Source organism: Niveispirillum fermenti (assembly GCF_052474395.1).
Genome location: NZ_CP156681.1, coordinates 1,270,001 through 1,295,373, shown reverse-complemented (window position 1 = coordinate 1,295,373; position 25,373 = coordinate 1,270,001). Strand labels below are relative to the sequence as shown.

At 60.2% G+C, this 25,373-nt stretch carries 23 protein-coding genes, 1 pseudogene, 1 CRISPR repeat array and 1 other annotated feature (1 of these 26 cut by a window edge); of the genes and pseudogenes, 17 read left to right on the top strand and 7 right to left on the bottom strand.

Translation table 11 applies throughout. The features are described from left to right. Positions 1 to 55 precede the first annotated feature (55 nt). From ABC728_RS17450 to cas2, 5 genes are all read left to right on the top strand, one after another. Positions 56 to 427 carry a hypothetical protein gene (locus tag ABC728_RS17450; protein WP_416620785.1) on the top strand — a complete coding sequence of 124 codons (372 nt, stop codon included), beginning with the start codon at positions 56 to 58 and terminating at the stop codon, positions 425 to 427. A gap of 77 nt (positions 428 to 504) precedes the next feature. Further along, entirely contained in the window at positions 505 to 1,491 is a 987-nt protein-coding gene (locus ABC728_RS17445; RefSeq protein ID WP_416620784.1) for a helix-turn-helix transcriptional regulator, read from the top strand. Beyond that, positions 1,488 to 2,147 (top strand): hypothetical protein, encoded by a 660-nt coding sequence (locus ABC728_RS17440; RefSeq protein ID WP_416620783.1) that lies wholly within the window; start codon positions 1,488 to 1,490, stop codon positions 2,145 to 2,147. The genes ABC728_RS17445 and ABC728_RS17440 overlap by 4 nt, the downstream gene beginning before the upstream one ends. Positions 2,148 to 2,193: 46 nt before the next feature. Further along, entirely contained in the window at positions 2,194 to 3,996 is a 1,803-nt protein-coding gene (cas4g/cas1g, locus tag ABC728_RS17435; protein ID WP_445376626.1) for a CRISPR-associated endonuclease Cas4g/Cas1g, read from the top strand. Positions 3,997 to 4,021: 25 nt separating this feature from the next. Continuing rightward, complete coding sequence (gene cas2 / locus ABC728_RS17430) at positions 4,022 to 4,321, top strand: CRISPR-associated endonuclease Cas2 (RefSeq protein WP_416620781.1); 300 nt, start codon at positions 4,022 to 4,024, stop codon at positions 4,319 to 4,321. 210 nt (positions 4,322 to 4,531) lie between these two features. Then, positions 4,532 to 7,009: direct repeats of the CRISPR family, unit length 36 nt; unit sequence CCTTCCCCGGCTGAAAGGCCGGGGCCTCATTGAAGC. A gap of 148 nt (positions 7,010 to 7,157) precedes the next feature. Here the strand turns inward: cas2 and ABC728_RS17425 are convergent. Then, positions 7,158 to 7,373, bottom strand: a pseudogene (locus tag ABC728_RS17425) (transposase); the annotation flags it as partial. Between the two features lie 46 nt (positions 7,374 to 7,419). On the opposite strand from ABC728_RS17425, the gene ABC728_RS17420 reads away from it, so the two are divergent. The 4 genes from ABC728_RS17420 to ABC728_RS17405 all read left to right on the top strand — a co-directional run bounded on the left by ABC728_RS17420 (position 7,420) and on the right by ABC728_RS17405 (position 12,612). Continuing rightward, positions 7,420 to 8,648, top strand: a protein-coding gene (locus ABC728_RS17420; protein ID WP_445376347.1) for an IS3 family transposase whose coding sequence is annotated in 2 segments (ribosomal slippage) — positions 7,420 to 7,714 and positions 7,714 to 8,648 — 1,230 coding nt in all. Because the reading frame shifts where the segments join, the coding sequence is not laid out codon by codon here. Continuing rightward, positions 7,701 to 7,817 (top strand) — a sequence feature (AL1L pseudoknot). (Overlaps the previous gene by 117 nt.) A gap of 487 nt (positions 8,649 to 9,135) precedes the next feature. After that, positions 9,136 to 10,260: an ABC-three component system protein gene (locus ABC728_RS17415; RefSeq protein ID WP_416622171.1), complete on the top strand. Its 1,125-nt coding sequence runs from the start codon at positions 9,136 to 9,138 to the stop codon at positions 10,258 to 10,260. Next, the gene (locus ABC728_RS17410) at positions 10,257 to 10,760 is read left to right on the top strand and encodes an ABC-three component system middle component 2 (RefSeq protein WP_416622172.1); all 504 of its coding nucleotides are present in this window, start codon (positions 10,257 to 10,259) and stop codon (positions 10,758 to 10,760) included. The genes ABC728_RS17415 and ABC728_RS17410 overlap by 4 nt, the downstream gene beginning before the upstream one ends. Position 10,761: 1 nt before the next feature. Then, entirely contained in the window at positions 10,762 to 12,612 is a 1,851-nt protein-coding gene (locus tag ABC728_RS17405) for a hypothetical protein (RefSeq protein ID WP_416622173.1), read from the top strand. 92 nt (positions 12,613 to 12,704) lie between these two features. On the opposite strand, the gene ABC728_RS17400 is transcribed toward ABC728_RS17405, so the two are convergent. Further along, positions 12,705 to 13,595, bottom strand: a complete 891-nt coding sequence (locus tag ABC728_RS17400; protein WP_416622174.1) for a LysR family transcriptional regulator — start codon at positions 13,593 to 13,595, stop codon at positions 12,705 to 12,707. Positions 13,596 to 13,700: 105 nt separating this feature from the next. Between ABC728_RS17400 and ABC728_RS17395 the strand changes: the two genes are divergently transcribed. From ABC728_RS17395 to ABC728_RS17385, 3 genes are all read left to right on the top strand, one after another. After that, positions 13,701 to 14,579: an SDR family oxidoreductase gene (locus ABC728_RS17395; protein WP_416622175.1), complete on the top strand. Its 879-nt coding sequence runs from the start codon at positions 13,701 to 13,703 to the stop codon at positions 14,577 to 14,579. A gap of 298 nt (positions 14,580 to 14,877) precedes the next feature. Then, positions 14,878 to 15,069 carry a type II toxin-antitoxin system Phd/YefM family antitoxin gene (locus ABC728_RS17390; RefSeq protein ID WP_416622176.1) on the top strand — a complete coding sequence of 64 codons (192 nt, stop codon included), beginning with the start codon at positions 14,878 to 14,880 and terminating at the stop codon, positions 15,067 to 15,069. Then, positions 15,069 to 15,356 carry a type II toxin-antitoxin system VapC family toxin gene (locus tag ABC728_RS17385; protein ID WP_416622177.1) on the top strand — a complete coding sequence of 96 codons (288 nt, stop codon included), beginning with the start codon at positions 15,069 to 15,071 and terminating at the stop codon, positions 15,354 to 15,356. Before ABC728_RS17390 ends, ABC728_RS17385 begins: the two co-directional genes overlap by 1 nt. Positions 15,357 to 15,955: 599 nt before the next feature. Here ABC728_RS17385 and ABC728_RS17380 read toward each other — a convergent pair. Then, positions 15,956 to 17,035, bottom strand: a complete 1,080-nt coding sequence (locus tag ABC728_RS17380) for a hypothetical protein (protein ID WP_416622178.1) — start codon at positions 17,033 to 17,035, stop codon at positions 15,956 to 15,958. Between the two features lie 53 nt (positions 17,036 to 17,088). Between ABC728_RS17380 and ABC728_RS17375 the strand changes: the two genes are divergently transcribed. Then, positions 17,089 to 17,334, top strand: a complete 246-nt coding sequence (locus ABC728_RS17375; RefSeq protein WP_416622179.1) for a hypothetical protein — start codon at positions 17,089 to 17,091, stop codon at positions 17,332 to 17,334. On the opposite strand, the gene ABC728_RS17370 is transcribed toward ABC728_RS17375, so the two are convergent. From ABC728_RS17370 to ABC728_RS17355, 4 genes are all read right to left on the bottom strand, one after another. Continuing rightward, on the bottom strand, positions 17,328 to 17,657 hold the full coding sequence (locus ABC728_RS17370; RefSeq protein ID WP_416622180.1) for a hypothetical protein: 330 nt from the start codon (positions 17,655 to 17,657) through the stop codon (positions 17,328 to 17,330). The two genes, ABC728_RS17375 and ABC728_RS17370, sit on opposite strands and share 7 nt — an antisense overlap. Before the next feature lie 152 nt (positions 17,658 to 17,809). After that, positions 17,810 to 18,127 carry a hypothetical protein gene (locus ABC728_RS17365; protein WP_416622181.1) on the bottom strand — a complete coding sequence of 106 codons (318 nt, stop codon included), beginning with the start codon at positions 18,125 to 18,127 and terminating at the stop codon, positions 17,810 to 17,812. 91 nt (positions 18,128 to 18,218) lie between these two features. Next, the gene (locus ABC728_RS17360; RefSeq protein ID WP_416622182.1) at positions 18,219 to 20,309 is read right to left on the bottom strand and encodes a matrixin family metalloprotease; all 2,091 of its coding nucleotides are present in this window, start codon (positions 20,307 to 20,309) and stop codon (positions 18,219 to 18,221) included. A gap of 460 nt (positions 20,310 to 20,769) precedes the next feature. Then, positions 20,770 to 21,084 carry a helix-turn-helix domain-containing protein gene (locus ABC728_RS17355; RefSeq protein WP_416622183.1) on the bottom strand — a complete coding sequence of 105 codons (315 nt, stop codon included), beginning with the start codon at positions 21,082 to 21,084 and terminating at the stop codon, positions 20,770 to 20,772. A 182-nt stretch (positions 21,085 to 21,266) separates the two neighbouring features. On the opposite strand from ABC728_RS17355, the gene ABC728_RS17350 reads away from it, so the two are divergent. From ABC728_RS17350 to ABC728_RS17335, 4 genes are all read left to right on the top strand, one after another. Then, complete coding sequence (locus tag ABC728_RS17350; protein ID WP_416622184.1) at positions 21,267 to 21,974, top strand: hypothetical protein; 708 nt, start codon at positions 21,267 to 21,269, stop codon at positions 21,972 to 21,974. A 360-nt stretch (positions 21,975 to 22,334) separates the two neighbouring features. Further along, entirely contained in the window at positions 22,335 to 24,392 is a 2,058-nt protein-coding gene (locus ABC728_RS17345; RefSeq protein WP_416622185.1) for an AAA family ATPase, read from the top strand. A gap of 347 nt (positions 24,393 to 24,739) precedes the next feature. Then, entirely contained in the window at positions 24,740 to 24,925 is a 186-nt protein-coding gene (locus ABC728_RS17340) for a hypothetical protein (protein WP_416622186.1), read from the top strand. Positions 24,926 to 24,977: 52 nt separating this feature from the next. Beyond that, positions 24,978 to 25,373: the 5' portion of a recombinase family protein gene (locus ABC728_RS17335; RefSeq protein WP_445376652.1), read on the top strand. Its footprint extends 1,269 nt past the window's final position; the window shows 396 of its 1,665 coding nt (coding positions 1-396); the start codon lies at positions 24,978 to 24,980; its stop codon lies off the right edge, out of view.

The following is a 25,373-nucleotide window of genomic DNA, read 5'->3' as shown; positions in this document are numbered from 1 at the left end:
GTCACCGATCGCCACCATCCTGCTGTCACCTGTGGCGTACTGGTTGGGGGATGGCATGTCGAAACAATGGGCGGACAGCACCGGCGCGGAGTTGGAGGACGCCATCTGCCGTCTGACATCCCAACTGGAACGGATCGACCATAACATCCAGGCTTTGAAGCGGGATCGACAACTTGTGGCGGATGAGTTGAACCGCACCCGTCAGGCGCTGGCCAAACGACGGGTGGCGCGACCGGAACCCACGGTCAGCGCCCATGCGCTGCTGCGCTATCTGGAACGGGTTTTGGAGATCGACCTGAAGACCATGGAATCCGCCCTGCTCACCCCCACCGTGCGCCAGGCCATGCAGGCCGGTGCCACAAGGGTGACCATCAATGGCGTTGATTTCGTCATCAAGGACAATGTGATTGTTACTGTTTTGAATTGAAATACATTATGCCTCTACACTATCTAATTTGAATTTGCGGCCACTATCCCACCCCAGCGCGAGGCACCTTCCCGGTCATGCGGCATGAAAAGGCTCATCTCCTGTTCCGGCTCGCCCTGGAAATGCAGGGCACCCGTGAGGGATTATCGCTGGAAGAAATCGGGGAACGGTGTGGGGTGGGGCGGCGCACCGCCATGCGTCTGCGCGACGCCCTGCTCCAGACCTTTCCGCAGATGGAGGAAACCCAGGGCGCAGACCGATGCAAACGCTGGCATCTGCCCAAGGGCACCTTGAACGGCCTCGCCGGCATCAATGCCGACGAGTTGGCGGCGTTGGACATCGCCATGCGGCTGATGGTGGAACAGAACCGTCCGGCAGAGGCGGAAACGCTGCGCACCCTGTCTGGCAAGTTGAAGGCGGTGATGCGCCCGGACGCCGTCCGGCGGATTGAACCCGACCTGGAGGCAACGCTGGAGGCGGAGGGACTGGCCATGCGACCGGGGCCCCGTCCCCGCATCGACCCGGCCCTGGTGGGGGAACTGCGAACCGCCATCAAGGCCTGCCGCAAGGTCACCATCCGCTATTACAACCGCAACACCGGCAAGACCAAGGACCGGCTGGTGCATCCCTATGGTTTCCTGCATGGCCACCGGCATTATCTGGTCGCCTGGCATGAAAACCCCAAGGCCAATGATTTCGCCCTGTTCAGCCTGCCCGGTATCCGGGAGGTGCGCCTGGAAACGGCGTCCTTCGCCCGCGACGCCGGATTCGACCTGCAGGCCTTTGCCGCCCGTTCCTTCGGGCTATTCCAGGAGAAGCCGTTCGACGTGGTCTGGCGCTTCGCCCCGGAAGCGGCGACCGTGGCTGCCGATTTCGTCTTCCATCCGTCCCAATCGCTGGAATGGCAGAAGGATGGCAGCCTGATCGTGCGTTTCCGTGCCGGCAGCAATCTGGAGATGGCTTGGCATCTTTATAGTTGGGGCGACAAGGTGGAAGTGCTGGAACCGCCGGCGCTTGCAGCTCTGGTCAATCCCGGCAGGCGCGGATGGACGGCGCTGCCGTGAGCGATCAACCAGCCCCCCCATCAGAACCATATTGGCGGCGACGGCTGACCATCGCCTGCCAAAGGCTGGCCGCTGGCCAACCAGAACAGGTCACCTGCCTGCTGCCAATGCAGGGCCTAACCGAATTTCCCGAACAAGCCATCCTTTTCCTGCATTTCCTGATGCGCCAGGCATTGGCGGAAGCTCGCGCCAATACGGCCAGCCCCCCGGGCGCGGTTGAATTGATCGACGCGATCCTGGCCTTCGCCCGTGACACGGTACGCCCGCTCAGCCTGGATGAGATGGCAGAAGCCAACAGCTTCTTCCGTCGATGTTACGAAATGCAGCCAGGTTGGAGGCGGACTTGGATTCATTCCAGCCACCGGACCGGTACCGACAAGCCGCTTCTGATGGCGGAGAGTTTCCTGGCTGCTCTTTATCCGAGGTCAACCGATCAACACTCCCAAAGCCCCCTTCCATGGAAACCAACAATAAACATTGGGGTCGATTGTTATTATCTTTATCGGGTCTGCGTATATTACGTAATGAGAAGAGACAGTTATCGATACCACCTCGATCAACACAGCGTGCCTAGGCTGGGCAACATACTTGATTGGTGGATGCCGCACTTTCCCGATGCACGGCCAACAAAGCGATATGGGCCGCTGTTGGTTTGACAAGCTCGCTACCTCTCCTTCCAGTGACCAGATCGAAGCGAGGATAATGGTGGAAGACGGTACGGAATCCATTTTGCCCGACCCGGCACCAACCCCACGCGCGGTACAGCTTTCGCTGGCCCTTCCCGCCCCGGCTGCGGGGATTGATGATGTGCTGGTGCCCGCGCGGATGATCAATGAATGGGTTTATTGTCCCCGCCTTGCCTATCTGGAATGGGTGGAGGGGGAATGGGCCGACAGTGGCGATACGGAGGAGGGGCGGCGCGTGCATGCCCTCGTCGATGCCGCCCGTCCTTCCCTGCCCGCACCGGAAGACGTGACAGAGGATAGCCGCCCGTTCACCACCCGGTCGGTGGAGCTGGCATCCGAACGGCTGGGTCTGGTCGCCAAGCTCGACCTGCTGGAGAGCGATGACGGCATCGTTACCCCGGTCGATTATAAGAAAGGCAAGCGCCCGCATGTGGAGACCGGCGCCTATGACCCAGAACGGGTACAGCTTTGCGCGCAGGCCCTGATCCTGGAGGATAATGGCTATCGCGTCGGCGATGGTTTCCTGTGGTTCGCTGGCAGCCGGGAACGGGTGCCGGTGCGGTTCGATGCGGAGTTACGGGCACAGACAGCGGCGGCCGCCGCCTCCCTGCGGCTGGCGGCGTCCACCCGGCGCATCCCGCCGCCGCTGGAAAACTCCAGGAAATGCAACCGCTGTTCGCTACTGCCCATCTGTCTGCCGGATGAGGTGAACCTGTTCCGCACGGGCGGCGTGCCGCGCACGCCCCCGCCATCGGTTGACGGTGCCCTGCCGCTTTATGTGCAGCAGCCGGGCGCGCGCATCGGCAAGGAAGGCGAGGTGCTGGTGATCAAGGCCCCTGCGGCACGGCCCGCCGACAAGGAACGTGACGAGGGCTTTCGGGACAAGGAGGAAGAGGTGCGGGTCGCCATTGGTGAGGTATCGGAGCTTGTGCTGGCCGGCCCTGTCAACCTGTCCACCCCGGCGCTGCACGCCCTGATGAAGGCCGAGGTGCCGGTGGCCTGGATGAGCAGCGGCTTCTGGTACATGGGCACTACGGGCGGGCGCGGGCCGCGCAGTGCCGGGGCACGGATGGCCCAATACCGATTGCGCGAGGATGAGGCGCGCCGACTGGCCTTTGCCCGCACCCTGGTCGATGCCAAGCTGAAGAACCAGCGCACCCTGCTGCGCCGCAATTGGCGCGGGGGTGAGGCGGAGCGGGAACCCGTGCTGGAGCGGTTGCGCCATCTGTCGGCGAAACTGCCGCAGGTGCGTGATATGGCCGAGCTGCTGGGAACCGAGGGCGAGGGAGCGGCAATCTATTTCCGCGCCTGGCCCAAACTGCTGAACGAGAAAGCAGCATCCCTGCCAGAATTCGGGTTTGAACGGCGGTCGCGCCGTCCCCCGGCGGACCCGATCAATGCCTGCCTGTCCTTGTGCTATGCCTTGTTGACCCGCGCCATTTCTACGGCACTGGAGGTGGCGGGGCTGGACCCCTGGGTGGGCTTCTATCACACCGAACGACCGGGCCGCCCTTCACTGGCGCTGGATATGATGGAACCTCTGCGCCCCATCCTGGCTGACAGCGCCGTGCTGACCGTATTGAACCAGGGGGAACTGGGCCCGCGTGACTTTGTCACCCTCGGTCCCGGCTGTAACCTCACGCCCGACGGTCGGCGCACCCTGATCCGCGCGTTCGAGCGGCGATTGGACCAGGAGGCAACGCACCCCGCCTTTGGCTATCAGATTTCCATGCGCCGCATGCTGCATGTGCAGGCCCGCCTGCTGGCAAGGTATCTGCGCAGCGAGGTGCCGACCTATCCGCATTACGTGCCCCGCTGACCCGGCCACAGGAAAGGCTGCCGCCATGTCCCGCCACCATGAACGGCTCTATATCGTCACCTATGACATTGCCGATCCCAAACGCTGGCGGCAGATTTTCAAGGTGATGGAGGCCTATGGCGACTGGCTGCAACTGTCCGTCTTTCAATGCCGCCTGACCGCCCGCCGCCGCGCGGCTCTAGCCATGCGCCTTGACCGTGAGATCAAGGCATCGGAGGATCACATTCTGATCCTCGACATCGGCCCCGCCGACGACGTGGATCTGCGGGTCGAAAGCCTGGGCAAAAGCTTCAAGGCAATCGAACGGCAAGCCAGGGTGATTTGAGGGGCTCTGCCGGTCGCAGGCGCGAGCGGCTCTGTACCCGCCAAAACCTGGGACCCGCTCGCAAGGGCCTAAGTGCTTGGGATTGCAATGGTTCTTGGACATTGTGCATATTTGTCAAGGCGGGTTTGGCACCCCAAAGCCCCGCCCGCACAGACCCGCTCGCAAACCCGGCCATTTCTTGTTATCTTACAACCGGTTCCAGAGCGGGATCCTTCCCCGGCTGAAAGGCCGGGGCCTCATTGAAGCGCTTGTACATCCGTCCGGTAAGCAATTTTCCGAAAAGCCTTCCCCGGCTGAAAGGCCGGGGCCTCATTGAAGCACGTAGCGTTCGATTACGCCAGAAAGGCCATCGTTGAAGCAACCTTCCCCGGCTGAAAGGCCGGGGCCTCATTGAAGCGCGTGTCCGATGAGGTGACTATGAGTAATTTACCCACCCTTCCCCGGCTGAAAGGCCGGGGCCTCATTGAAGCGTCAGCGTGGTCAGCGTGGTCAGCGTGGTCAGCGTGGCCTTCCCCGGCTGAAAGGCCGGGGCCTCATTGAAGCGTATTCGCAATCGGCCCCGCAGGCGTCGGTAAAACTCCTTCCCCGGCTGAAAGGCCGGGGCCTCATTGAAGCTGGCCTTTCGCGTGTTGACTTGATGTGGTCGAACACGGCCCTTCCCCGGCTGAAAGGCCGGGGCCTCATTGAAGCGCAGGCGTGATTGCCCGTGTCGTGTCCGTTCCAGTCTGGGCCTTCCCCGGCTGAAAGGCCGGGGCCTCATTGAAGCGGCAAAACTGCAAAAGGCACTCTTGACGCTGATGACGCCTTCCCCGGCTGAAAGGCCGGGGCCTCATTGAAGCGGCCTTCGAAGCTGTAGGTATTTACCCACCCCCCCCGCCTTCCCCGGCTGAAAGGCCGGGGCCTCATTGAAGCAGGATGGGCGCCGGACGCCTTTCGCGCAGCAGGTGCGACCTTCCCCGGCTGAAAGGCCGGGGCCTCATTGAAGCTTCGATCAAGAGGCCGCGAGAGCGCTCCGGATATTTAACCTTCCCCGGCTGAAAGGCCGGGGCCTCATTGAAGCTGGCGAACCGGCCGTGGTGGTGGAAGTGGGGCTGCGCGACCCTTCCCCGGCTGAAAGGCCGGGGCCTCATTGAAGCTGGCCCGCGCGATGGGGGCGGAGAACGTTGATTTCCATCCCTTCCCCGGCTGAAAGGCCGGGGCCTCATTGAAGCCACATTCATACGCCATGAAGAGCGACATCCCCTTTCCCACCTTCCCCGGCTGAAAGGCCGGGGCCTCATTGAAGCAACTCGAGTGCATGTGGCGCGAATATGGCTGCGCCACCTTCCCCGGCTGAAAGGCCGGGGCCTCATTGAAGCGCCGTAGGTGCCGCAGAATGACCACGCGCCGCTGGACCTTCCCCGGCTGAAAGGCCGGGGCCTCATTGAAGCCAGCGGTCGCGTGCCGAAATTACCGGAAGGCCCCATGCCTTCCCCGGCTGAAAGGCCGGGGCCTCATTGAAGCTCCAATCCGTAACGTCACCGTGACCGCTGTCACGATCCCTTCCCCGGCTGAAAGGCCGGGGCCTCATTGAAGCTCATTTAGCAGGGACGCTGGTCAGGGCAGGGGGGGGCTACCTTCCCCGGCTGAAAGGCCGGGGCCTCATTGAAGCATCGCTGACGCGGGATGGGGAGAACTGGTGCGCATGCTCCTTCCCCGGCTGAAAGGCCGGGGCCTCATTGAAGCATGATCGCCTGCTTGTCGCTGTCGGTGCCGGCCTGCGTGCCTTCCCCGGCTGAAAGGCCGGGGCCTCATTGAAGCGCGCAATCTGGCAAACTCGTTACGAGCGGCTTGCTTGCCTTCCCCGGCTGAAAGGCCGGGGCCTCATTGAAGCGAGTAAGACTGAAATGCTGATGAAGGCGCTTTCTGATCCTTCCCCGGCTGAAAGGCCGGGGCCTCATTGAAGCGAGTAAGACTGAAATGCTGATGAAGGCGCTTTCTGATCCTTCCCCGGCTGAAAGGCCGGGGCCTCATTGAAGCTTTCGCCGGCGATTTCCAGGCGCTCCACCCGACCATCCCTTCCCCGGCTGAAAGGCCGGGGCCTCATTGAAGCACCGGGGCAACGAGTCGCACCCGTCCTATGGTGACAGGTCCTTCCCCGGCTGAAAGGCCGGGGCCTCATTGAAGCGGCACGGTGGAGTTGACCACCGCATTCGAGAGCCTGCCTTCCCCGGCTGAAAGGCCGGGGCCTCATTGAAGCAATCCGACGCCGCTCTGCTGGCTGTGTCCGAACGGGAACCTTCCCCGGCTGAAAGGCCGGGGCCTCATTGAAGCGATCTTCTCCATCTGGCGCAGTCGCCGCGCCAATTCCTGCCTTCCCCGGCTGAAAGGCCGGGGCCTCATTGAAGCGACCCGGCTCATGCCGCCATCCTCACATTCCACCGGGCCTTCCCCGGCTGAAAGGCCGGGGCCTCATTGAAGCAGGTTTGGCGATGTCTGGTCATATTCGATCCCGCTGGCCCTTCCCCGGCTGAAAGGCCGGGGCCTCATTGAAGCGAGAGATTGCGCGGCGTGATGGCGGCGGCGGGACAGCCTTCCCCGGCTGAAAGGCCGGGGCCTCATTGAAGCCGCGCGTCGGTCGACGAACGGCTGACCCAGGTACTGGACGCGGCCCCTTCCCCGGCTGAAAGGCCGGGGCCTCATTGAAGCAATGACCACATCTGAGATATTCGGTATTATGGCGCAAACGCCACCAGCCTGCGGCGGGGTGAGCCATGAATAGTCTCATCGTGGCTGCCACTGGCCTCTTGCTCATACTGCTTTCTCAGAGTTTGATTCAAAAGTAATCTGAACTGTATCAATGCCTTGCGATCCGTCGGATGAATATTTGCACGGATGCGATGAAGCACCATGCGGTTGCAGATGCGATTGTCTGCTCGAAGTCTTTGGCGAGCCGTCTGTTTCGGTTGAGCCATGCCAGGGTGCGTTCTACGACCCAGCGTCGCGGCAAGACTTCGAAGCCTTGGGCTGTGTCGGATCGCTTGATGATGTCAATGGTCCATTTTCTGAACCGGTCCGGGATTGTCGGCGGCTCCAACTCCTGAGAGGATGGGGCTACGATGAGCAAGACAACGAACAAATTTTCGGCTGAGGTCCGCGAGCGGGCTGTTCGGCTGGTGCTGGACCACGAGAAGGATCATCCGTCGCGATGGGCGGCAGTTTCATCCGTGGCATCCAAGATCGGGTGTTCGGCGCACACGCTGAATGAATGGGTCAAGAGAGCCGAGGTAGAAAGCGGCAGCCGTGCTGGCATTCCGCTGGATGTGCTGGAGAAGTTGAAGGCGCAGGAGCGGGAGATCCGTGAGCTGCGCCAGGCGAATGAGATCCTGCGCAAGGCATCGGCATATTTCGCGATGGCGGAGCTCGACCGCCGACAGAAATGATGCTGGGCTTCATCGATGCCCACCGCCAGGAATACGGGGTCGAGCCGATTTGCGAGGTTTTGCCAATCGCCCCGTCAACTGTGCGTCGGCATGCGGCCCGCGCCGCTGATCGGGCCAAACTGCCGGCGCGGGCACAGCGCGATATCGGCTTGAAGGCCGCTATCCGCCGGGTGTTCGAAGAGAATTTCCAGGTCTATGGGGTGCGCAAGGTGTGGCGGCAGTTGCAGCGCGAGGGCATCCAGGTGGCGCGCTGCACGGTCGCGCGGCTGATGCGGGAGATGGGCCTGCGCGGTGCCATCCGTGGAAAGCCGGTGAAAACCACCATTGCCGACAAGGCCTTACCCTGTCCGCTGGATCGGGTGAACCGGCAATTCCGGGCGGACAGGCCCGATCAACTGTGGCTTTCTGATTTCACGTATGTGTCCACCTGGAGCGGGTTCGTCTATGTGGCTTTCATCATCGACGCCTTTGCCCGGCGGATCGTCGGCTGGCGAGTGTCCCGGACGGCCGACGCCGGTTTTGTCCTGGATGCCCTGGAGCAGGCCCTGCACCAGCGCCGACCGAAGGGGAAATCCGGACTGGTTCACCATTCGGACCGGGGCAGCCAATATTTGTCCATCCGATACACCGAGCGGCTGGGGCTGGCCGGCATCGAACCGTCGGTCGGCAGCGTCGGCGATTCATACGACAATGCCTTGGCCGAAACCGTCAACGGCCTCTACAAGGCGGAGGTCATTCACAGGCGAGGACCGTGGAAATCCTTTGAAGCCGTGGAATACGCAACCCTCGAATGGGTCGACTGGTTCAACAACCGACGCCTGCTCGAGCCTATCGGAAATATCCCGCCCGCAGAGGCCGAACAACGCTATCATGACGCCGTGAGCATTCAGCAAATGGCAGCATGACTCACGAACTTTTGCCGCCGACAATCCCGGCGCGGTTCAGTTGACCGCGTGTTGAAGCATTGCGGCGCCGGCCGCTATGTCTTCAGGGTCCAGCAGCTTGCCCGTCTCAGCATCCTCAACTTGGCAGCCCTTAGCCGCCAGTTTTGCGCATGTCTCAAACCAAACAACAGCCGAGCCGAACCTCCAAATCGGACCTCGCTACGTCCGCTTCCAGTAGGTTCAACCGTCCCCGTGAACGACCCATTGGCGGCGCTATGCGGCCGTTGTGGTCGGCGCAAAGGGGCCGGAAGGGGACGGGCGGGGTTCGGTGACGGGAGAACCGAAAACAGCCGTTCGCTTCGAACTCGCCCCTGTTAGTAGCTCGGGCGTCTTGAAGCTGAACTAGCGTGACAGGTGCATCGTCGTGGATTTTTTCGAGTATATGGATTATTGCTGCAACGGAAGGGCATTTGGTTGCGCCACGCATCCGTGAGGAGATGTTTCGAGGGTGAGCAAGTCGGAAAGCAATTTAGCATTGACAGCTTTGCCCACGCCTTCACCGTGGCCAGGGGCTAACGCTCGCTTGCTCGGCGTCGGCGCCGGATTGCCCGTGTCGAAGTTGGATCGATTAGCTGCCTTCGACGACAAAGAATTTGAGCGTCTCGTGCTTGAATGGGGCAATGACTACCTCAAAACCAAAATGCCGGGTGTATTCGAAGTACAACTCCGAGGCGGTGCGGGGGACAAGGGCCGTGATATCGTGGTCTGGTTCGATCCGCCTGGCTCGCCGGGGCGCCGGTGGCATCTATATCAATGCAAGCACTACGCCACCGCGCTGGGCACGGGGACGGCCTTCGAAGAGATTGGCAAGGTCCTGTACTACACCCATATTGGGAACTACACGTCCCCAGAAGAATACTGGTTTGTCACTCATAAGGGCGTGACCTCACCGCTTCAGGACCTGCTCGACGATCCCTCCGCGATGCGGGCCGAAATCTTGAAAAACTGGGCCACCCACTGCCGGACCAAAATCACGTCGACGACAGCCATCGAGCTGACGCCGGACCTGAGAGCCCATATCGAGTCTTTTGAATTCGGCATTTTTCGAGCCAAGCAGCCGCTCGACCTGATTGCTGAGCACGAGATGACCCGCTATCACCTCATGGTTTTCGGTGCCCCTTTGATTCTTCGACCGCCGCCGAAGGCTCCACCTTCCACCGTCGCCCCCCAGGAAACTGGCTATGTCGCTCAGATGCTGGGTGCCATCGGCCACAGGCTTGGTGTGAAAGTGACAAACACGGCCTCGTTCGCACACGTGCCCTATCTCGTGCGCTTATTTGAGCGCTCACGCCTCACGTTCTATTCCGCTGAGGGCCTAAAGGAACTCGCCCGTGACCAAATGGCCGACATGGCATACTTCGACACACTGCTAGATGAGTTCTGCGATGGCCTCTATCATCATTACACTGATCCTGACCGCGTTGGTCTCGATCGCATCATCGATACGGTCAAAGCGTCTCAGGCGCTGCAGTTGAGCGCTCACGTCCTGACGCCACATGTCGTGCCCAATGATCGGGAAGGCATGTGTCATCAGATGGCAAATGACAAACGTGTCGATTGGTGCGCGCCATGATCGACCACCGCCCCTCCTACCCTCGGCCTTTCAACACACCGCTCGAATGCGGCCTGCGTATCCTTTTTATTTTGGATGCACAGCGCGACCGGCCCGCCGACTTGCAGCGCCTCGTTTCATACGACTATCTCCTTGTTCATTCAGGCGACGTGCCGGGAGGACCATCCAGCCTCCATCCGGCCGTGCCTTTTCGTGGAAGCGAATTATTGGTGAAACGCGACCTAGTCAATGCAGGCCTGAACCAGATGCACTCGCGAGAACTTCTAAAAAAATCGTTCGATGCGTCCGGCATACTCTACTACCCAACGCAGCTTACAAGCGCTTTCCTGGCCCTGCTGCACACAGCTTACGCTCAGGCATTACGCGAACGCGCCGAATGGGTTGTCCGGAACTTCGGAGACTTCGCGGATTCTGACCTCAACGCTTTTATGTCGCAGAACATTGGGCGTTGGGGTGGAGAATTCGACCGTCTCACTGCGCTTAGGGAGCTCGAGCTCTAACATGCTTCAGGTTCGCAAAATCCTGCTGCGCGGCAAGGGCGTTCTCGATGCCGAGATCGACTTCACGACTGGAGGCAATATCGTCGCGGGTGATTCAGATACCGGCAAGAGCTATCTATTACGATGCCTAGATTACATCTTTGGCGCTGATGAGATGGCGAAGCGCATTCCGGAAGCCGAACCCTATTCCACACTGTTCGTGCAATTCGAGAACAGTTCTGGTGAAATCCTCACAATCGAGCGCCATCTGTCGGGCGGGGACTTGGCAGCCCACTACTGCTTGATCGAGGACATCAAGCAAAGTGGCAAGGTTCTCAGCGCGAAGCGGTCCGGCAAAAGTCGGGCATTTGACGTCACCGAGGCGCTCCTCGCCTTCGCCGGCATTTCGGAAGCCGTGTTGCGCAAGAACGATCGCGGCAGTGTCCAGCGCCTCACGCTGCGGCTCCTCATGCCGACCGTGCTGGTCGATGAGATCAGTATTATCGACGAGGTCTCGCCTGTTCTCGGTAAGGCAGGCTTTGACGAAACTGCTCGCAAACGCATGTTCGCCTACATGCTCACCGGTAAGGATGACGACGGCATAATTGAGGGCGAGAAGGCGGAGATCGCCAGAGCGCGTCTAACGGCCCAGATCGGCGTCATAAGCAATCTGCTGGAGCCGATAGAAAAACGTTTGAGCCAGCAGCCGGCGTCCGACGAGGACACAATTGATAAGGTCGACACGGCAATCGCCCGTTTGTCTGCTTCGTTGGCTGAAATCTCTGGAGAACGTGCTGAACTACAAGCAGAACGGCTGAAGGCGACACAAACGCTCCAGCGCGCGCAGTCGCAGACCGTTGCCTCTGATGAGCTGCTTACGCGCTATCGTTTGCTCGACGCTCGATATGGCTCCGACCTCAATAGGCTCGATTTCGTGAGCGAGGGAGCTCACTTCTTCGAAGGCCTGCAAGCGGTCGTCTGTCCGTTGTGCGAACAGCCGATGACCGACGAGCATGCTCATGCGGCACTGTCAATCTTGGGTGTCATGGAGTCGGCTCGCGCCGAGGCCGCCAAGATACTGGGGCAGAAGAAGGACCTCGCTGCCGCCATCCAGACCTTGGAAGCCATCAAAGCGAAGCACGAGAAAGAGGGTGCCTCGGCAAGCGCCACGCTTGAGCGGACAGACAGAAGGATCGCGGAGGTTATAGCGCCAGCCGTGAGAACTACCACCGCACGTTTAGAAACGTTAGTAGCACGTCGCATAGAATTGGAGGGACGTCGCGCAGATGAGGAACAGGCGCAGACGTTGCGAACGTTGCGATCAGATCTTGAGGGTACCGGCAGTAGCAAAACCCCGAAACGCGAATGGGAGTCGCTTCCGTCCACCGCGCTTCGCGATCTGTGCATCCAGATCGAGGCAGTCCTCAAGGAATGGCAATGGAAAGGTGAAGGCCGCGTCGAGTTCGACAAGGATGCCTTCGATATTGTGGTCGACGGTCAGGCTCGCCAGTCCCATGGTAAGGGGGTGCGTGCCGTTCTTCATTCTGCCTTCGTCATTGGTTTGCTGCGGTATTGCAAGAAGGCCGGCCGACCTCACCTTGGCATGGTCATGATTGACTCCCCGTTGACCAGCTATAAGAAGAACATCCCCGGTAGGGCTGCCAGTACTTCTAAGGATGGGCCGGTAGACGAGGGCATCGAGGCGGCATTCTGGAAATCTCTGACTTCGGTTGATCCAGCTTTGCAGATCATTATCGTCGAGAACAAGGAACCACCGAAAGCGGTTGCGGATGCGGATGCGGTGAAATATCACTGGTTTGCTGGAGAGTTTGCCCAGCTTGGCGACCGCAGGGCATTTATCCCCGACCGGTAACGAGTTTGCTGAATTTTGTAACAAGAGATTTTGCATTGAAGACTGAAATCGCAGTCATATTGGATTTTGAGCTCTGTCGGCATCCCGGTCCCTCAGTCAATGTAGATCGCCAACTCACCCGGCGTGCCATTCGGGAACGCCGCCTTCAGGTGATCAAGGAAGGCCGAGACACGGGCGCTGAGCAGCCGTCGGGATGGATAGAGAGCCCACAGCTCGATCTCCGGCCCGGCAACGTCACCCCAATGCACCAGGCGGCCTGCATCCAAGTCCCTGGTCACCAGCGAAACGGGCAGGCGCGCAGCCCCGATGCCTGCCCGGACCGCATCGCGGACCATGACCAGCGACGACAGTCTCATTACAGGGTCAACCGCGAGCCTGGACACTCCCTCTGCGGTCATGACCTCCCATGTCTCCGCTCCATCACCAGCGCCGCGCACGACGGCCCGAACGGTGGATCCGTCCTGCGGCAACGCCAAGCCGGGGTTGGCCACGACCACTAGGCGATCGCGGAGGAAGACCTTGCCGACCAGGGTCTCGTCCGGGTCAGGATTCACCCGGATCGCCAGATCGTAGCCCTCCTCCACCAGGTCGACCTGGCGGTCGTCCGTCGTCACCTCCAGCCGGACCTCGGGGAATTTGCACGCGAAGCCGGCGGCCAGCCTGCCCATGACGGTCTGGGAGAACAGCAGCGGGGCGCTAACCCGCAGGCGCCCGCATGGAGCCTCACCGCCCGACGCGATCGCCGCCGCCGCCTCATCGAGCTCGGTGAGCAGGATGCCCGTCCGCTCGAACAGCGCCCGGCCCTCCTCCGTCAGCTTCAGCGTGCGCCCTCCACGCTCGAACAGGCGCAGGCCCAGGCCCGCCTCCAGGTCGGCGACCCGGCGCGACAGCGTGGCCTTGGGGCGGCCCGCCGCACGGGCGGCGCGGCCGAACCCGCCATGCCGGGCGACGAGGTTGAAGTCGGCAAGCGCAAGCAGGTCCATCTGTTCCACCAATGAGACGATCTGTTCAGATATAGCGGCTATTGGCCTTCGTGTGGATCGGTCATTTCTCCATTCATCCAATCACCCCAACCCGGAGATACTCACATGACCATCCTCGTTACCGGCGCCACCGGCCGTGTCGGCCGCCATGTCGTCCAGCAACTCCTGAATCGCGGCGCCGACGTACGCGTCCTGGTCCGCGATCCCGCCAAGGCCGACTTTCCGGCCGGCGTGGAAATTGCCAAGGGCGACATGCTGGACATCGACGCGCTGCGCAGCGCCTTCAAGGGCGTCAGCACGCTGTTCCTGCTCAATGCCGTGGCGGGCGACGAATTCACCCAGGCGCTGGTCGCCTTGAACATCGCCCGCGAGTGCGGCATCGACCGCGTCGTCTACCTGTCGGTGATCCACGCCGACCGCTTCGTGAATGTGCCGCATTTCGCGGTGAAGTCCGCTGCAGAGCGTATGATCGAGCAGATGGGCTTCAGCGCCACGGTCTTGCGCCCGGCCTACTTCATCGACAACGACCTGATGGTCAAGGACGTCATCCTGAACCACGGTGTCTATCCGATGCCGATCGGCGTCAAGGGCGTGGCCATGGTCGACATCCGCGACATCGCCGAGGTCGCCGCGATCGAACTGGTCCGCCGCGCGCAGTCCCCTGGCAAATTGCCGAACGAGACCATCAACCTGGTTGGCCCCGACACCCTGACCGGCGCGGACCTGGCCGCGATCTGGTCGGACGCCCTGGGCTGCCCGGTCGTCTATGGCGGCGATGACCCGAGCGGGTTCGAACAGAACCTGGCAGGGTTCATGCCCCGGTGGATGGCCTATGAGATGCGCCTGATGGCCGAACGCTATGTCAGCGACGGCATGATCCCCGAGACCGGTGACGTCGAACGCCTGACCAGACTGCTGGGCCGTCCACTGCACACCTACACGGATTTCGCGCGCGGGGTCGCCGTCGACACCGAGCGGAGTTGATCCGGCCAGCGCTGTTCCGCTGAAAGGGGAAGACGAGGCGAAGCGCAACGGGGTTTAGCCGTTCTCAGGCTCGGGCAGGTCCGCGTACCACCACCACGGTGCTGAGGGCCGCCCGATTTCCCTCGCCACCACCTTTGGTTCTCAGGGCGCGTAAGCGCCAGCACATGGAGGGCGCCTCCATATGCCAGCAGCAGACCAGCACATGGAGGGCGCCTCCATATGCCAGCAGCAGACCCGTGCTGCCGGAATTCCATCCTCCTCTGCGCTATATGACCATCTATATGGTCAGGAGCATGAAATGGACACGGTAAACCTCGCGGACGCCAAGGCCCACCTGAACGAACTCGTGGACCGCGTCGAGGCGGGGGCCTCCATCGACATCACCCGGCGCGGCAAGCCGGTCGCGCATCTGACGGCCGCGGCCAAGCCGCGCAAGCCGGTAGACGCCGGCGACCTGGTCCGGTCGATGCGGGACGGCGACCGCTACTGATGCTCTACCTCGACACCTCGCTGATCGTCGCGGCCCTTTCAAACGAAGCCATGACGCCCCGCATCCAGGGGTGGCTCGCGGACCAGGACCCGGCGCTGCTCGTCATCAGCGACTGGACCGGCACCGAGATGTCCTCAGCCCTGTCCATCAAGCTGCGGACCGGGCAGATCGACTTGGCACAGCGCGCAACGGCGCTGGCCATGTTCAATCGGCTCGTCGCGGAGAGCTTCCCCGAGCTGTCCGTTTCAGAAATCATGAAGACCTGGAGTTTTCCGCCACCTGGATAATCTTTCCCCTCCGTTACATCAGCTTTCTAAACGTGTTTTAACATCAAAAACTGGGCTGTATTATCTTCGAATAATGGAGTTTTATGTAGAATCAAAAAAAGAGACGACGAATTACCATCCATAAAATGCTCCATCTCATTGAAATATTTATATATATTTCGATAAGACAGACAATAAGTGAATCAGCATTAAAACGGCGCAAACAATTGAAATATCAAAATATTATACGATAACACAGATATCGCATAAGCAGCCGGTGGATCCAGCCGCTTGTCCGCGACCGAAGGACTTTATCCATCCAACTCGTGTGTTTTATGTACAGCCAGGGAGCCGATCACCCACACACCTTAAAACGTGTTTATGTACTGATATACAATGATATTCATCGTTTTGAGGTCGATACAATCATGTGTGGATTTTTACGAGAATTTTAATAATTTCGAACAGATGACAACACAATGGTCCCGATGCCGGCACCTAGCCATCAGGCGTTCTCGGCAGACCGGCCTCACCACAAGAGGCCCGTATAATTCTTAGTAATATCATACACGTAAGCCGCTTTTAGGCGGGCCCACGTCAGCGTTTTATGTATTCGATGGTCAATGCTGAGACCGACCCGACTTGGAATCGGGCGTAGAATGAACAACTAAGGTCCCTCCCGGCTCCGACCAACCAACCTTTACCTTCCTTCCTTTCAACCCCATCTTCGGGCGAACAAAAAGAATTCGAGCGGCTCCGCTCTTATAACCGAGTGCGTGAGCAATAATATTTCGAGAAAATCCAATGCGTCCAAGATCGCATGCGAAAGCATGTCGAAATGATGTAGGACATATTGCCTTCTTTAATCCAATATCCGTACCAATATTACTAACTGCGCGGGCGAGTTCTGATGTACGCCACAATTCTACTCCACCAAGGTCAATTCGCGAATGATCATCTTTCAGTTTCACGGCAAGACCATAGAAGGGATCCTCCACAGCGATGCTAATGTCTCGTGCTAATTCTTTACCCTTCTTCGAATAGTCGAAGAGAAATTTGATTGCGCCTGTCGAATATTCAACACAAACACCGCGCCGAACGTCATCTGGAGAGCATCCGGTGAGAAACAGAACGGAAGCAGCAGCCCAATATCTTCCGTTACCCTTAAAAAGATACTGGTATATCCTATCTCTTTCACTCGCACTCAACAATTGACGTGGACTGATGTTAGAATTACTTTTATTTATGGTAAATTTTATCACAAGCAAGGCCTCAAACCATTTGAGGAGCCTATCTAATTTATCAAGAATAGTGGAGAAGTTTTCAACATCTTGTCCACTTGCAATTGAAAATTGACGATCGCGCAAATCATTTGCAATTCCCCAAAACAATTGCAAAACCATGTGCAGGATAGCCGAACGAATAGACCGCAGGCTTCCATTGGATTTGACATCATCGCTCATCACCTTTAACAATACATTATCCACAGATGATCCATAATACTCTGAAGGACGGAAGTCATCTAGATTCATAATTTTTGGAATAACATTATTTATTATCGATTGATATTGGGCAATCGTCCTTTTAGTGAGATTTTCTTTGTGTTTCCATTTTTCTTGGAGCAGGGAAAATCGCCCCACTATAATGGCGTACCGTCTCATTGCCTCATTGATGTCGCCCGCCAACGCATCGGTATCCATGTTCCCCTCTCCAAGCAGTTCACATACGCCGCATATGGATGGAACCTAGGAACATGGACAGCCCTGAATTTGGTCTGCTGTTCACTGATCGCCGGCGCTCAAGGCGTGCCACCCAACGACATATCGTGAGAAGCAGCCACTTCACCACCAAGGTGGTCGGCATTGAAATTTCCACCCTGGGCAACCCACCAAGACGATGGATCGGCGGGCGGGTGAAGCAAGCTACCAGCACCACGTCCGCCTATTCCACCCTGACCGTCCCCGGCGCGTTACACCCTCGCCACCAAGGCTGTCATTGAACCACCACCCACCCGTCGCCACCCTTGCTGAACCGCATCTCCGTTGTCCCGTCCAGGTTCATCATCGGTCCGCTGCACTTAATCGTCACGGTGCAGTTATATATGGAACTGCCGTCCGTCTTGCCGCAGCTCACCTTCTCGAACTTCTCCAATACGGCTTTGAAGCCGGCAACGCCTCGTTCCGCTGCCATTTTGTTCGCCTTGTCGAACTGCGCCTGCAGTGCATCGCGCATCTCACCTTCGCTTGGTTCGCCACCGCACGCAGCCAAGGCCAGCAGCGGGACCAATGCCAGAACTCGACCGTACTTCATCATATTTTTCATGTCGTCACCTTCTCTTTGATGTCGGTTCTAAGTAGAAACCATCCATGCGGACGCTCTGGCCGACACCAGTCATCCGCTTACAATCGGCCGAAGTTTTCCGGCTCGCCCTGAAGTGGAACTAAGCGGTGCCGAGAGGGCCGGCCCCCCTTCGCTCATCCTGCTTGTATGGAGGCCAAGTACTGCCGGCACGCCTCGTTTACATTCCGTACCCGCCTACCGAAAACCCAGGCCATCACCGCGCCGGTCAACGCCATGGGCAGGCCAATCACGGCACCCAGAACGGTGAGGCTGAGCAGGATGCCAAGCGCCAGTGCCCAGTAGCCGGCTCGCTTCATTTTGGTCGCGGCCTCGGACATCTGTACACGCAGGGCCTCAATCCGAGCCGCGTCGGTGCCGGCTTCCAGCACGAGCGCAGACCGGATGGCCTCGATACTGCCAAGGGCGACAGCCGTCGCGGCGGAATCCTTCATGTTGTTCTCCTCTGGATGGCGCCGACGGGACGCTGCATCCCGCCGGCAGTCTGTTTGTTGAAAGGGAATGGCGAAGACCAGCGTTTGTCGGTCAGCCGAAATAGGTCCAATCGATGTCGAGGTCGCCGGTCGCGATGAGGAGTCGCCCTTCGACCTGGCCGCGCTCAAGATAATGGGCCAGCGGGTTCACTTCGGCGGTTTTCAGGTCCTGGTATTGGTCCAGGTAGGCGGACACGTCGAAATAGGCCGAGGGATCGCGCCCTTCTCTCCAGCCGAAGCTCATGAAGTGCGTCCAGGGATCGACACCCGCCGCCTTGATGTCCGGGTTGTGGCCCAGGTAGTAGGCGGCGTCGAACAACGGGTTTGCCACCCTCCCCTCGGCCTTGCCGAAAGTGAGGAAGTGTTCGTAGCCAGTGGCGAACGTGCCGGCCTTCACGGCGGCGGCGATGTCCGGGTTGACCGCCAGATAGAAGGTCTCATCGTAGAAAGGGTTCGCCGCCAAATCGATGGCGGCGCGTCCTTCAGCCTGGCCCCACTTCGTCCAATGGTCCATGCCGCTGGTGAGCACCCCGGCCGCAACGGCCGATGCCACGTCGGGATTGCGGGACAGGTAGAAGCCCTCGTCGAAGGTCCCGATGCGGTTGAAGCTCACAGGCACGTTCAGGAGCAACTTGTTGCCGGTGAACGCGAGGAACTCCACGCCGGTGTAGACGTCGGCGATGCCCTGCCCCGTCACAACCGTGCCGGCGGCGTTGGTGGAAATGGTGAAGGCCGAACGAGTGCCGCCGACCCCGGCCACGTCGATCCCCGCGCCGCCATCGACGACATTGCTTCCGGAACCGGCCACCACCCAGTCATTGCCGGTACCCAGGAACAGGTGGTCGTCGCCGGCCCCGCCCCAGATGCTGTCGTTGCCCGCCCCGCCCGAGATCTCGTTGGCCACCGAATTGCCGTTGATCCGGTCGTTGCCCGACCCAACCTTGACGTTCTCGATGGTCCCGACGATGCCCAGGTTGTTCTCGCCGGTATAGAGCTGCGCGGCGTTCTGGGCGCTCTGGTAAATGGTGGCGGTGTTGACCAGCTTTTCGGCGACGGTCACCCGCAGGTTGATGCTCGACAGGCTGTTCGGGGTCAGGTCGATGGACGAACGCATGGTCGAGGCGGACAGGTCGATCGTGTCGGTGCCGCCCGCGTCATAAAGTGTCGTGCGGAAAGCCGTATCCTGGGCCCAGGTGTAGGTGTTGTTGCCGGCGTTGGTCGCGGTGTTGGCGCCGTAGAGATGCTGGATGGCCAGCACGTCAAGGATCTTCAGGTTGCTGTCGTCGATCTGCAATGCGGTGCCGGCGGCGTTCCAGCCGTAGGTGTTCTTGCCCACGTCGGCGTAAGACATGATGCTCAATGTCTTGACCTGATAGTCGGCGGCCAGCGAGATGTCGTTGCCGAAGGTATGGGAAAGCCCCATCCCATGTCCGATTTCGTGCAGGACGACATGGGCGATGGCGTTGTACTCGGCCGTGGTCACCGTGCCGTCGGCCTGCATGCGGTTCAGCCAGGTATTGTCGATGCGGATATCGCCGGCGTAGGGGGTGTAGGTAATGGATGACACCTTGCCGGCGGCGTCCTGGGTGTAGGAAACGGAACCGGGGTAGCCCCCCAGGCCGACGGCGGGGGCTTCGGCTTCGGAGAAGGTATCCGTGCCGAAGGACAGGGTCTTGCCGGTATTCGTGGTCGTCTCGGTGAAGGTGACGTTGGCCACGGCGGCCCATTTCGCCAGCTGCTCGACGACGATCTGCTTCTCGACGGCGTTCATCGGCCGGAAGCCGCTGATACCGACGAAGCCGCCGACGCCGGCGGCCTGGGCAAAGTTATAGTTGAGCGCAACGCCCGTGCCGACGCCGACGGTCGAGTTCAGCGCCTCCAGATAGGTTAAGCCTTTGCCAGCTGATGCGTCGAAGTTCCAGCGAGCGGCGCCGGCTGCGAAGTTGCCGGCACTGTCGAGGTCGCTGCGATAGGCCAGCAGGGCCCGCAGGTCGACGGTGGACAGGTCGTAGGCGGAAACGCCGGGGATTGTCGTCGTCAGGGCGGTCGCGGCCTGGGGTTCATCGTCGGACTTGACCCGCCCGGCGCAGCAGGGGCAGCCGACGGCATGGAGTTCCAACGGCACGATGTACGTGTCGGGCATCTTGTCTCCTCGTGTTGACAAGCGCACCCGTCCCGTTCCGGCTGGCGCCGGGCGGCTGAGAACGCGAGCACGAGGTCACGCGCCCCAACGGTTTTCCCGTGAGGGTCTTGTATGCCGAAGGGCCACCCGACAGAGCGGGATAACCTCGTGTTCGCGCAGGATGCGCACCATCGTCGGGTTCTCAGGCCTTCAGACAGCGGAGCTATTATGCCATGGCCGAGTTCAATTATGGAACAGGTTTCCACATGGGGCAGGCAAGCTACCAGAGCCCAGAGGTCGCGCTCGCCATACACGCAGAAATGCCTGATCGGTCAATATACGGGCATTTACCGCCCAGCTGACGGTGAACGCCAGCAAGCCATAGTGCGCTGAATATGTTCCAGAGCTTGCAAGGCATCACAGCGTCACGGCCCACACCATCTGGAACTGCGCATGTGACCGAAGGTTCCGATCATCATCCCTATTTGATGCGATCGCAGAGTTCCCGAAGCTTCTCTGCGATAGATGCGGGAATCGGCACTTCGCCGTTCTCATACCGGGAAATTTGTCGAAGTCGTTTGCCTAGATCTAAAGCCAGATCTTCCTGCGTACGCCCTAACTGGCGGCGGAGTTCACGGAACTCCTCCTTCGGCATCGCACCATCGACCTTCAAAGACAGTATCTCATGGGCCCTGCGCACACGCGTTTCGACAGCCTCGCTAAGACCTTGTTCTAAAAGGACTTCCTTAAGCAGCTGGCTCGCCTCTGAAATGCCATCCCAGTTCGGCCGCGCCATCTGCTTTTCCCCGTCGAATTCTAGAACGCCGCACCATATCCAAATTTCGCACAATCACAACAGCGAAGCCTTGACAAGAAAAATGACGCGTCTTATTTATGGCGTGTCATCAACACACCGAGGTTTCGATCATGCTTTTCCACCAACCACCTGTAGCTCTACCCAGACCGGTGACCGACCTCATGGCGCGGACGATCAAGCGCCTCCGCCATCTGCCTGTGCACCCGGATCCCATCGTACCGTCGAAATATCTGCGCCCATATGGGGTCATCATGTCTGCGGTACGCAGCGACGGGCAGCTCTTGGAGACGGCAGTGAGCGAAGCCCTGAAGGCATCGCCGCGCCTGATCGTCCTTCGCACGCCAGCCATTTACATTCCGGCGGAGGTTGACCAGTTCGTCAACAGTGCGGCGGGTAAGGCGGCGATCCTGCAATCCGATCTGCATTACGAGCACGGTAAAGGCCGCAAGGTCACTCCCGACATCGTCGTTGTGGATCAGGATCGGGAAGCCATCGACATCCTCGAGTTAAAACGCGGTATGGCCAAAACCGACGCTGGAAAGACCCGCCAAACCGAGCGAGACCTGCGTTGTCAGAGGCTCGTGGCAAAGAGCTTCGCCAAGGAGACGCTGAATATCGACGTCACGACGACGACCGCCTGCGTATGCGCCATTCACGGATTTTCGGCGGTGTCCCCAGACCTCCAGGTCAGCCTGGGCGAACTGGAGGTACGGTACGGCGTCGATCTGCAGAGCGTCGTCGAACGTACCTACAAGGAATTCGGTCGCCAGCTGAGCGAATTGCTGTCCGAACAAGCACTTGAAGATGATCTGCCGAATCTTATGGCGAGCTTCGAACTCATCGAGCCTGCTTCCGTCTCCGTATACTGATCGTCCCCAGTTTCATCTCATCCTGTCGTGAACCCTTTACCGAGTTCTGCATCACATCGCTGGCCGCCGTGATCGTCCTGAAAACCCAGAAAGGGAAGGGATTTGATCACCCTGAGCGCCGCCTTGCGTCACATCCAGGAACTCGGTCGCCTGCACCTACTGTTGTGCACGCCTTCTGATCCGTGACCTTCACCCTCACGGCCCCCTTCTCCGCATAGAGCAGTTGCCGCCGCCTCTGGGAGCCGGCCACTGCCTTCGCCATGCCTGCATCATCAGGCGTGCGCCCCTATGCCCATCCGCACCGCCCGCCGACCATCCGTCGACGGGAACACCCACCCTTTGCCTGTTAAGAGGCCAACCATGACCGATGCCGCCACCGATGTGCCGCTCACCCTGGCCGTCGCCGCCAAACGATACAACGCTCAGGTCGCCGCTTCCCTCGAGATGGAGCAGGCCCCACGCCCTTCTCCGACGGTTACGACCGGTGACTGCGCCACCGCATGGGCGATGCTCGATCGCTGCCTCGCCGCATCACCACAGATCGCCGATGCGCTGGACAAGGGCGGCTGCCTCGTCGTCGTCGAAGTGCCTGGACCGGACTGGATTCGCCCTGTTCGCGAAACGTTGAAGCTCTACCTTTCCGGCCCCACGGAAATGGATGATGCGCAGTTCAAGACAATGATGGAGACCTTGGCTCTCCCTGATGATGAAGAAACTCCGTTTTCGGAAGAACCCGAGGAACCTGTTCGACCTGAGTGGGCATGGTTCAGCGAGTTAGGGGAAAAGGACAGGCACTGGGCTCCGCACGACATTGACTCCATGACCACGGCATTGGGCAATGGCAAGGGCGTCATCATGCTGGCCTCCCGGCTGGATCGCATGCCGGCATCCGTCAGACATGCCGCGGATCACCATCTGACCCTTCCGACGCTGGACGGCGCCGCAATGACGGTGGCCGCACACGTGCTGACGGGTCACCATCCCTCCATCACCATCGACGATCGCCTCTGCGGCTACCTCAACCCCGATATCCTCCGGTTGTCACGGCGGCTGGGAGAAGACGGCGATGCCTGGATTCAGCGTCTCCGGTCTTTCGCGAACCTGGCATCGCAAGCCATCCCGTATGCTGGTCCCAAGCTGGCCGACCTGCACGGAATGGATGATGCAAAGAAGTGGGGTCTCAACCTGCTCGAAGATCTCAAGGAATACAGGGCGGGACGCTTGCCCTGGCAGGACGTCGATCGTGGTTGTTTGCTGGTCGGGCCCACTGGCACGGGCAAGACCTCCTTCGCCCGGATTCTGGCTGGCACCACTGGGCTGCCGCTGGTCACCGGATCGCATTCAGAATGGCAGGCCGCAGGGCATCTCGGCCACATGCTGGCGGCGATGCGCAGCACGTTCAACCGAGCGCGGATTGAAGCGCCCTGCATCCTGTTCCTCGATGAGGTCGATGCGTTCCCGGATCGGCAATCCCTGCGGAACAACCAAAGGGACTATAGTCTCCAGGTCGTCAACGCCCTGCTCGAGGCGACCGACGGAACCCTTGCCAGGGAAGGGGTCGTGCTGCTGGCGGCAGCCAACAGCCTTGCGGTCGACCCGGCCCTGGTAAGGCCTGGGCGGCTCGATCGGGTGATCATGGTGTCCCTGCCCGACGATCAAGCATTGGCCGGAATCTTGCGCCAGCACCTCGGTCCTGACCATCTCCCCGGTGTTGACCTCCTTCCCTATGTGGCGGGCATGGTCGCATCCGGTGCCGAAGCCGAACTGTGGGCGCGTGATGCCAAGCGTAAGGCCCGTCGCGCCGGGCGGCCGATGACGCCCGAGGACTTGGTGGCGGATATCCCACGGCCTGAAGCCGTGTCCCCCGATCTGCATTTCAGGGTCGCTGTTCATGAGGCTGGTCATGCAATCGCCGCCGCCATCGAGATGCCGGGCAAGGTCCAGATCGTCAAGGTTCAGGGCGACCATGCCGGTGTTCGGTTCGAACTGGGCCAGTTCGACACTGCGGCCCACGCCCGTTCTCATATCCGCATTCTGTTGGCGGGGCGTGCGGCAGAGGAGTTGTGCTTGGGAGCCGCAGGTTTCGGGTCGGGTGGCCCGGTGAACAGCGATCTCGCGCGGGCCACCAGCCTTGCAGCCTCCATGTTGGCGGGCCACGGGTTTGGTGACCGACTGCTGTGGCTTGGCAACGCCGCGCCTGAGAATGCCGCTTCGTTCCTGTCTGCTCACCCCTCCTTGGCCGACCAAGTCAGCCGCATGCTGACCGAGGAGCATGAACGGGTGATGGCGCTTCTTCGACCGCGCCAGCAGGCCATCGACAAGGTGGCCTGCATCCTGCTCGAGCGTGGCAGCATGTCGGGTCACGAACTGGAAGTGCTTGTCGCGGCCATCCCCACCAGCACTGAGCTGGCACTTTGACCCAGGGCTATCCATGGGGGGCTCGTTCGCCCCCATGGATGGATACCTTCACCATATCATTGGTGATGACAGGAACGGGGCTTCCATATGGGTCGGTGGCCGGCTACCGCCAAGTGGCGACGTTCGGATGGAGGTTCCGGGCCCCTGACGCACCTTATTCAAATAGGGACGGCATAGATGGTTGGATCTCGGCACCACGCCAAGCCCCAACCAGACATGCGCATGACGCATATGTAAGCCGCGTTTCTTGATGGTCAGATGAAGGGTGGGCCAAGTCTGGGTGCTGGAGCATATCGCCGGGGAATGGGACGCGCTGTGCGTCCTTCACGGCCCAGAGTGCTAAGCACATGATCCATCTCCGCCTTGTCATTCCGCCCGCCAACGATGGCAACACAAAGCCGCTCAATGCCCATGCCGATACGCTTGATCCTGCGGTACTCGTGGTGGCCGCTGCTCTCGGTCGCAAGATCGCTCGGGACCTGATCGCCGCGACGACCGCGAACGACAAGCGCCCCCACCCTGACGAAGCGTGATAGCCTTCTGTTCAGGAAGGTTGCTCCCCCATCCCCGTAAAGTCGGTGACTCATGAGCCTCCGCACCGCTATTTATGCCCGCTATTCGTCCGACCAGCAGAGCGCCTCCTCTATTCAGGACCAGTTCCGCATCTGCCGCGAACAAGCCGCCCGCGATGGCTGGCAAGTGATCGGCACCTATCAGGACGCCGCCATCAGCGGCGCTTCCCTGACCTTGCGCCCCGGCATCCAGGCACTGGTCCAGGACGCACAAGCCCGCAAGATCGACATCGTTCTGGCCGAGGCCCTGGACCGCTTAAGCCGGGACCAGGCCGATACCGCCATCCTGCATCGGCAGCTCCAGTTCGCCGGCGTCAAGATCATCACCCTTGCGGAAGGCGAGATCAGCGAGTTACACGTGGGCTTGAAGGGCACCATGAATGCCTTGTTCCTCAAGGACCTCGCGGCC

Coding starts and splice junctions, on each gene's coding strand:
- ABC728_RS17450 (WP_416620785.1), top strand. CDS start 56: ATGTCGAAACAATGGGCGGACAGCACCGGCGCGGAGTTGGAGGACGCC.
- ABC728_RS17445 (WP_416620784.1), top strand. CDS start 505: ATGCGGCATGAAAAGGCTCATCTCCTGTTCCGGCTCGCCCTGGAAATG.
- cas4g/cas1g (WP_445376626.1), top strand. CDS start 2,194: ATGGTGGAAGACGGTACGGAATCCATTTTGCCCGACCCGGCACCAACC.
- cas2 (WP_416620781.1), top strand. CDS start 4,022: ATGTCCCGCCACCATGAACGGCTCTATATCGTCACCTATGACATTGCC.
- ABC728_RS17410 (WP_416622172.1), top strand. CDS start 10,257: ATGATCGACCACCGCCCCTCCTACCCTCGGCCTTTCAACACACCGCTC.
- ABC728_RS17405 (WP_416622173.1), top strand. CDS start 10,762: ATGCTTCAGGTTCGCAAAATCCTGCTGCGCGGCAAGGGCGTTCTCGAT.
- ABC728_RS17400 (WP_416622174.1), bottom strand. CDS start 13,595: ATGGACCTGCTTGCGCTTGCCGACTTCAACCTCGTCGCCCGGCATGGC.
- ABC728_RS17395 (WP_416622175.1), top strand. CDS start 13,701: ATGACCATCCTCGTTACCGGCGCCACCGGCCGTGTCGGCCGCCATGTC.
- ABC728_RS17390 (WP_416622176.1), top strand. CDS start 14,878: ATGGACACGGTAAACCTCGCGGACGCCAAGGCCCACCTGAACGAACTC.
- ABC728_RS17385 (WP_416622177.1), top strand. CDS start 15,069: ATGCTCTACCTCGACACCTCGCTGATCGTCGCGGCCCTTTCAAACGAA.
- ABC728_RS17380 (WP_416622178.1), bottom strand. CDS start 17,035: ATGGATACCGATGCGTTGGCGGGCGACATCAATGAGGCAATGAGACGG.
- ABC728_RS17375 (WP_416622179.1), top strand. CDS start 17,089: ATGGACAGCCCTGAATTTGGTCTGCTGTTCACTGATCGCCGGCGCTCA.
- ABC728_RS17370 (WP_416622180.1), bottom strand. CDS start 17,657: ATGAAAAATATGATGAAGTACGGTCGAGTTCTGGCATTGGTCCCGCTG.
- ABC728_RS17365 (WP_416622181.1), bottom strand. CDS start 18,127: ATGAAGGATTCCGCCGCGACGGCTGTCGCCCTTGGCAGTATCGAGGCC.
- ABC728_RS17360 (WP_416622182.1), bottom strand. CDS start 20,309: ATGCCCGACACGTACATCGTGCCGTTGGAACTCCATGCCGTCGGCTGC.
- ABC728_RS17355 (WP_416622183.1), bottom strand. CDS start 21,084: ATGGCGCGGCCGAACTGGGATGGCATTTCAGAGGCGAGCCAGCTGCTT.
- ABC728_RS17350 (WP_416622184.1), top strand. CDS start 21,267: ATGGCGCGGACGATCAAGCGCCTCCGCCATCTGCCTGTGCACCCGGAT.
- ABC728_RS17345 (WP_416622185.1), top strand. CDS start 22,335: ATGACCGATGCCGCCACCGATGTGCCGCTCACCCTGGCCGTCGCCGCC.
- ABC728_RS17340 (WP_416622186.1), top strand. CDS start 24,740: ATGATCCATCTCCGCCTTGTCATTCCGCCCGCCAACGATGGCAACACA.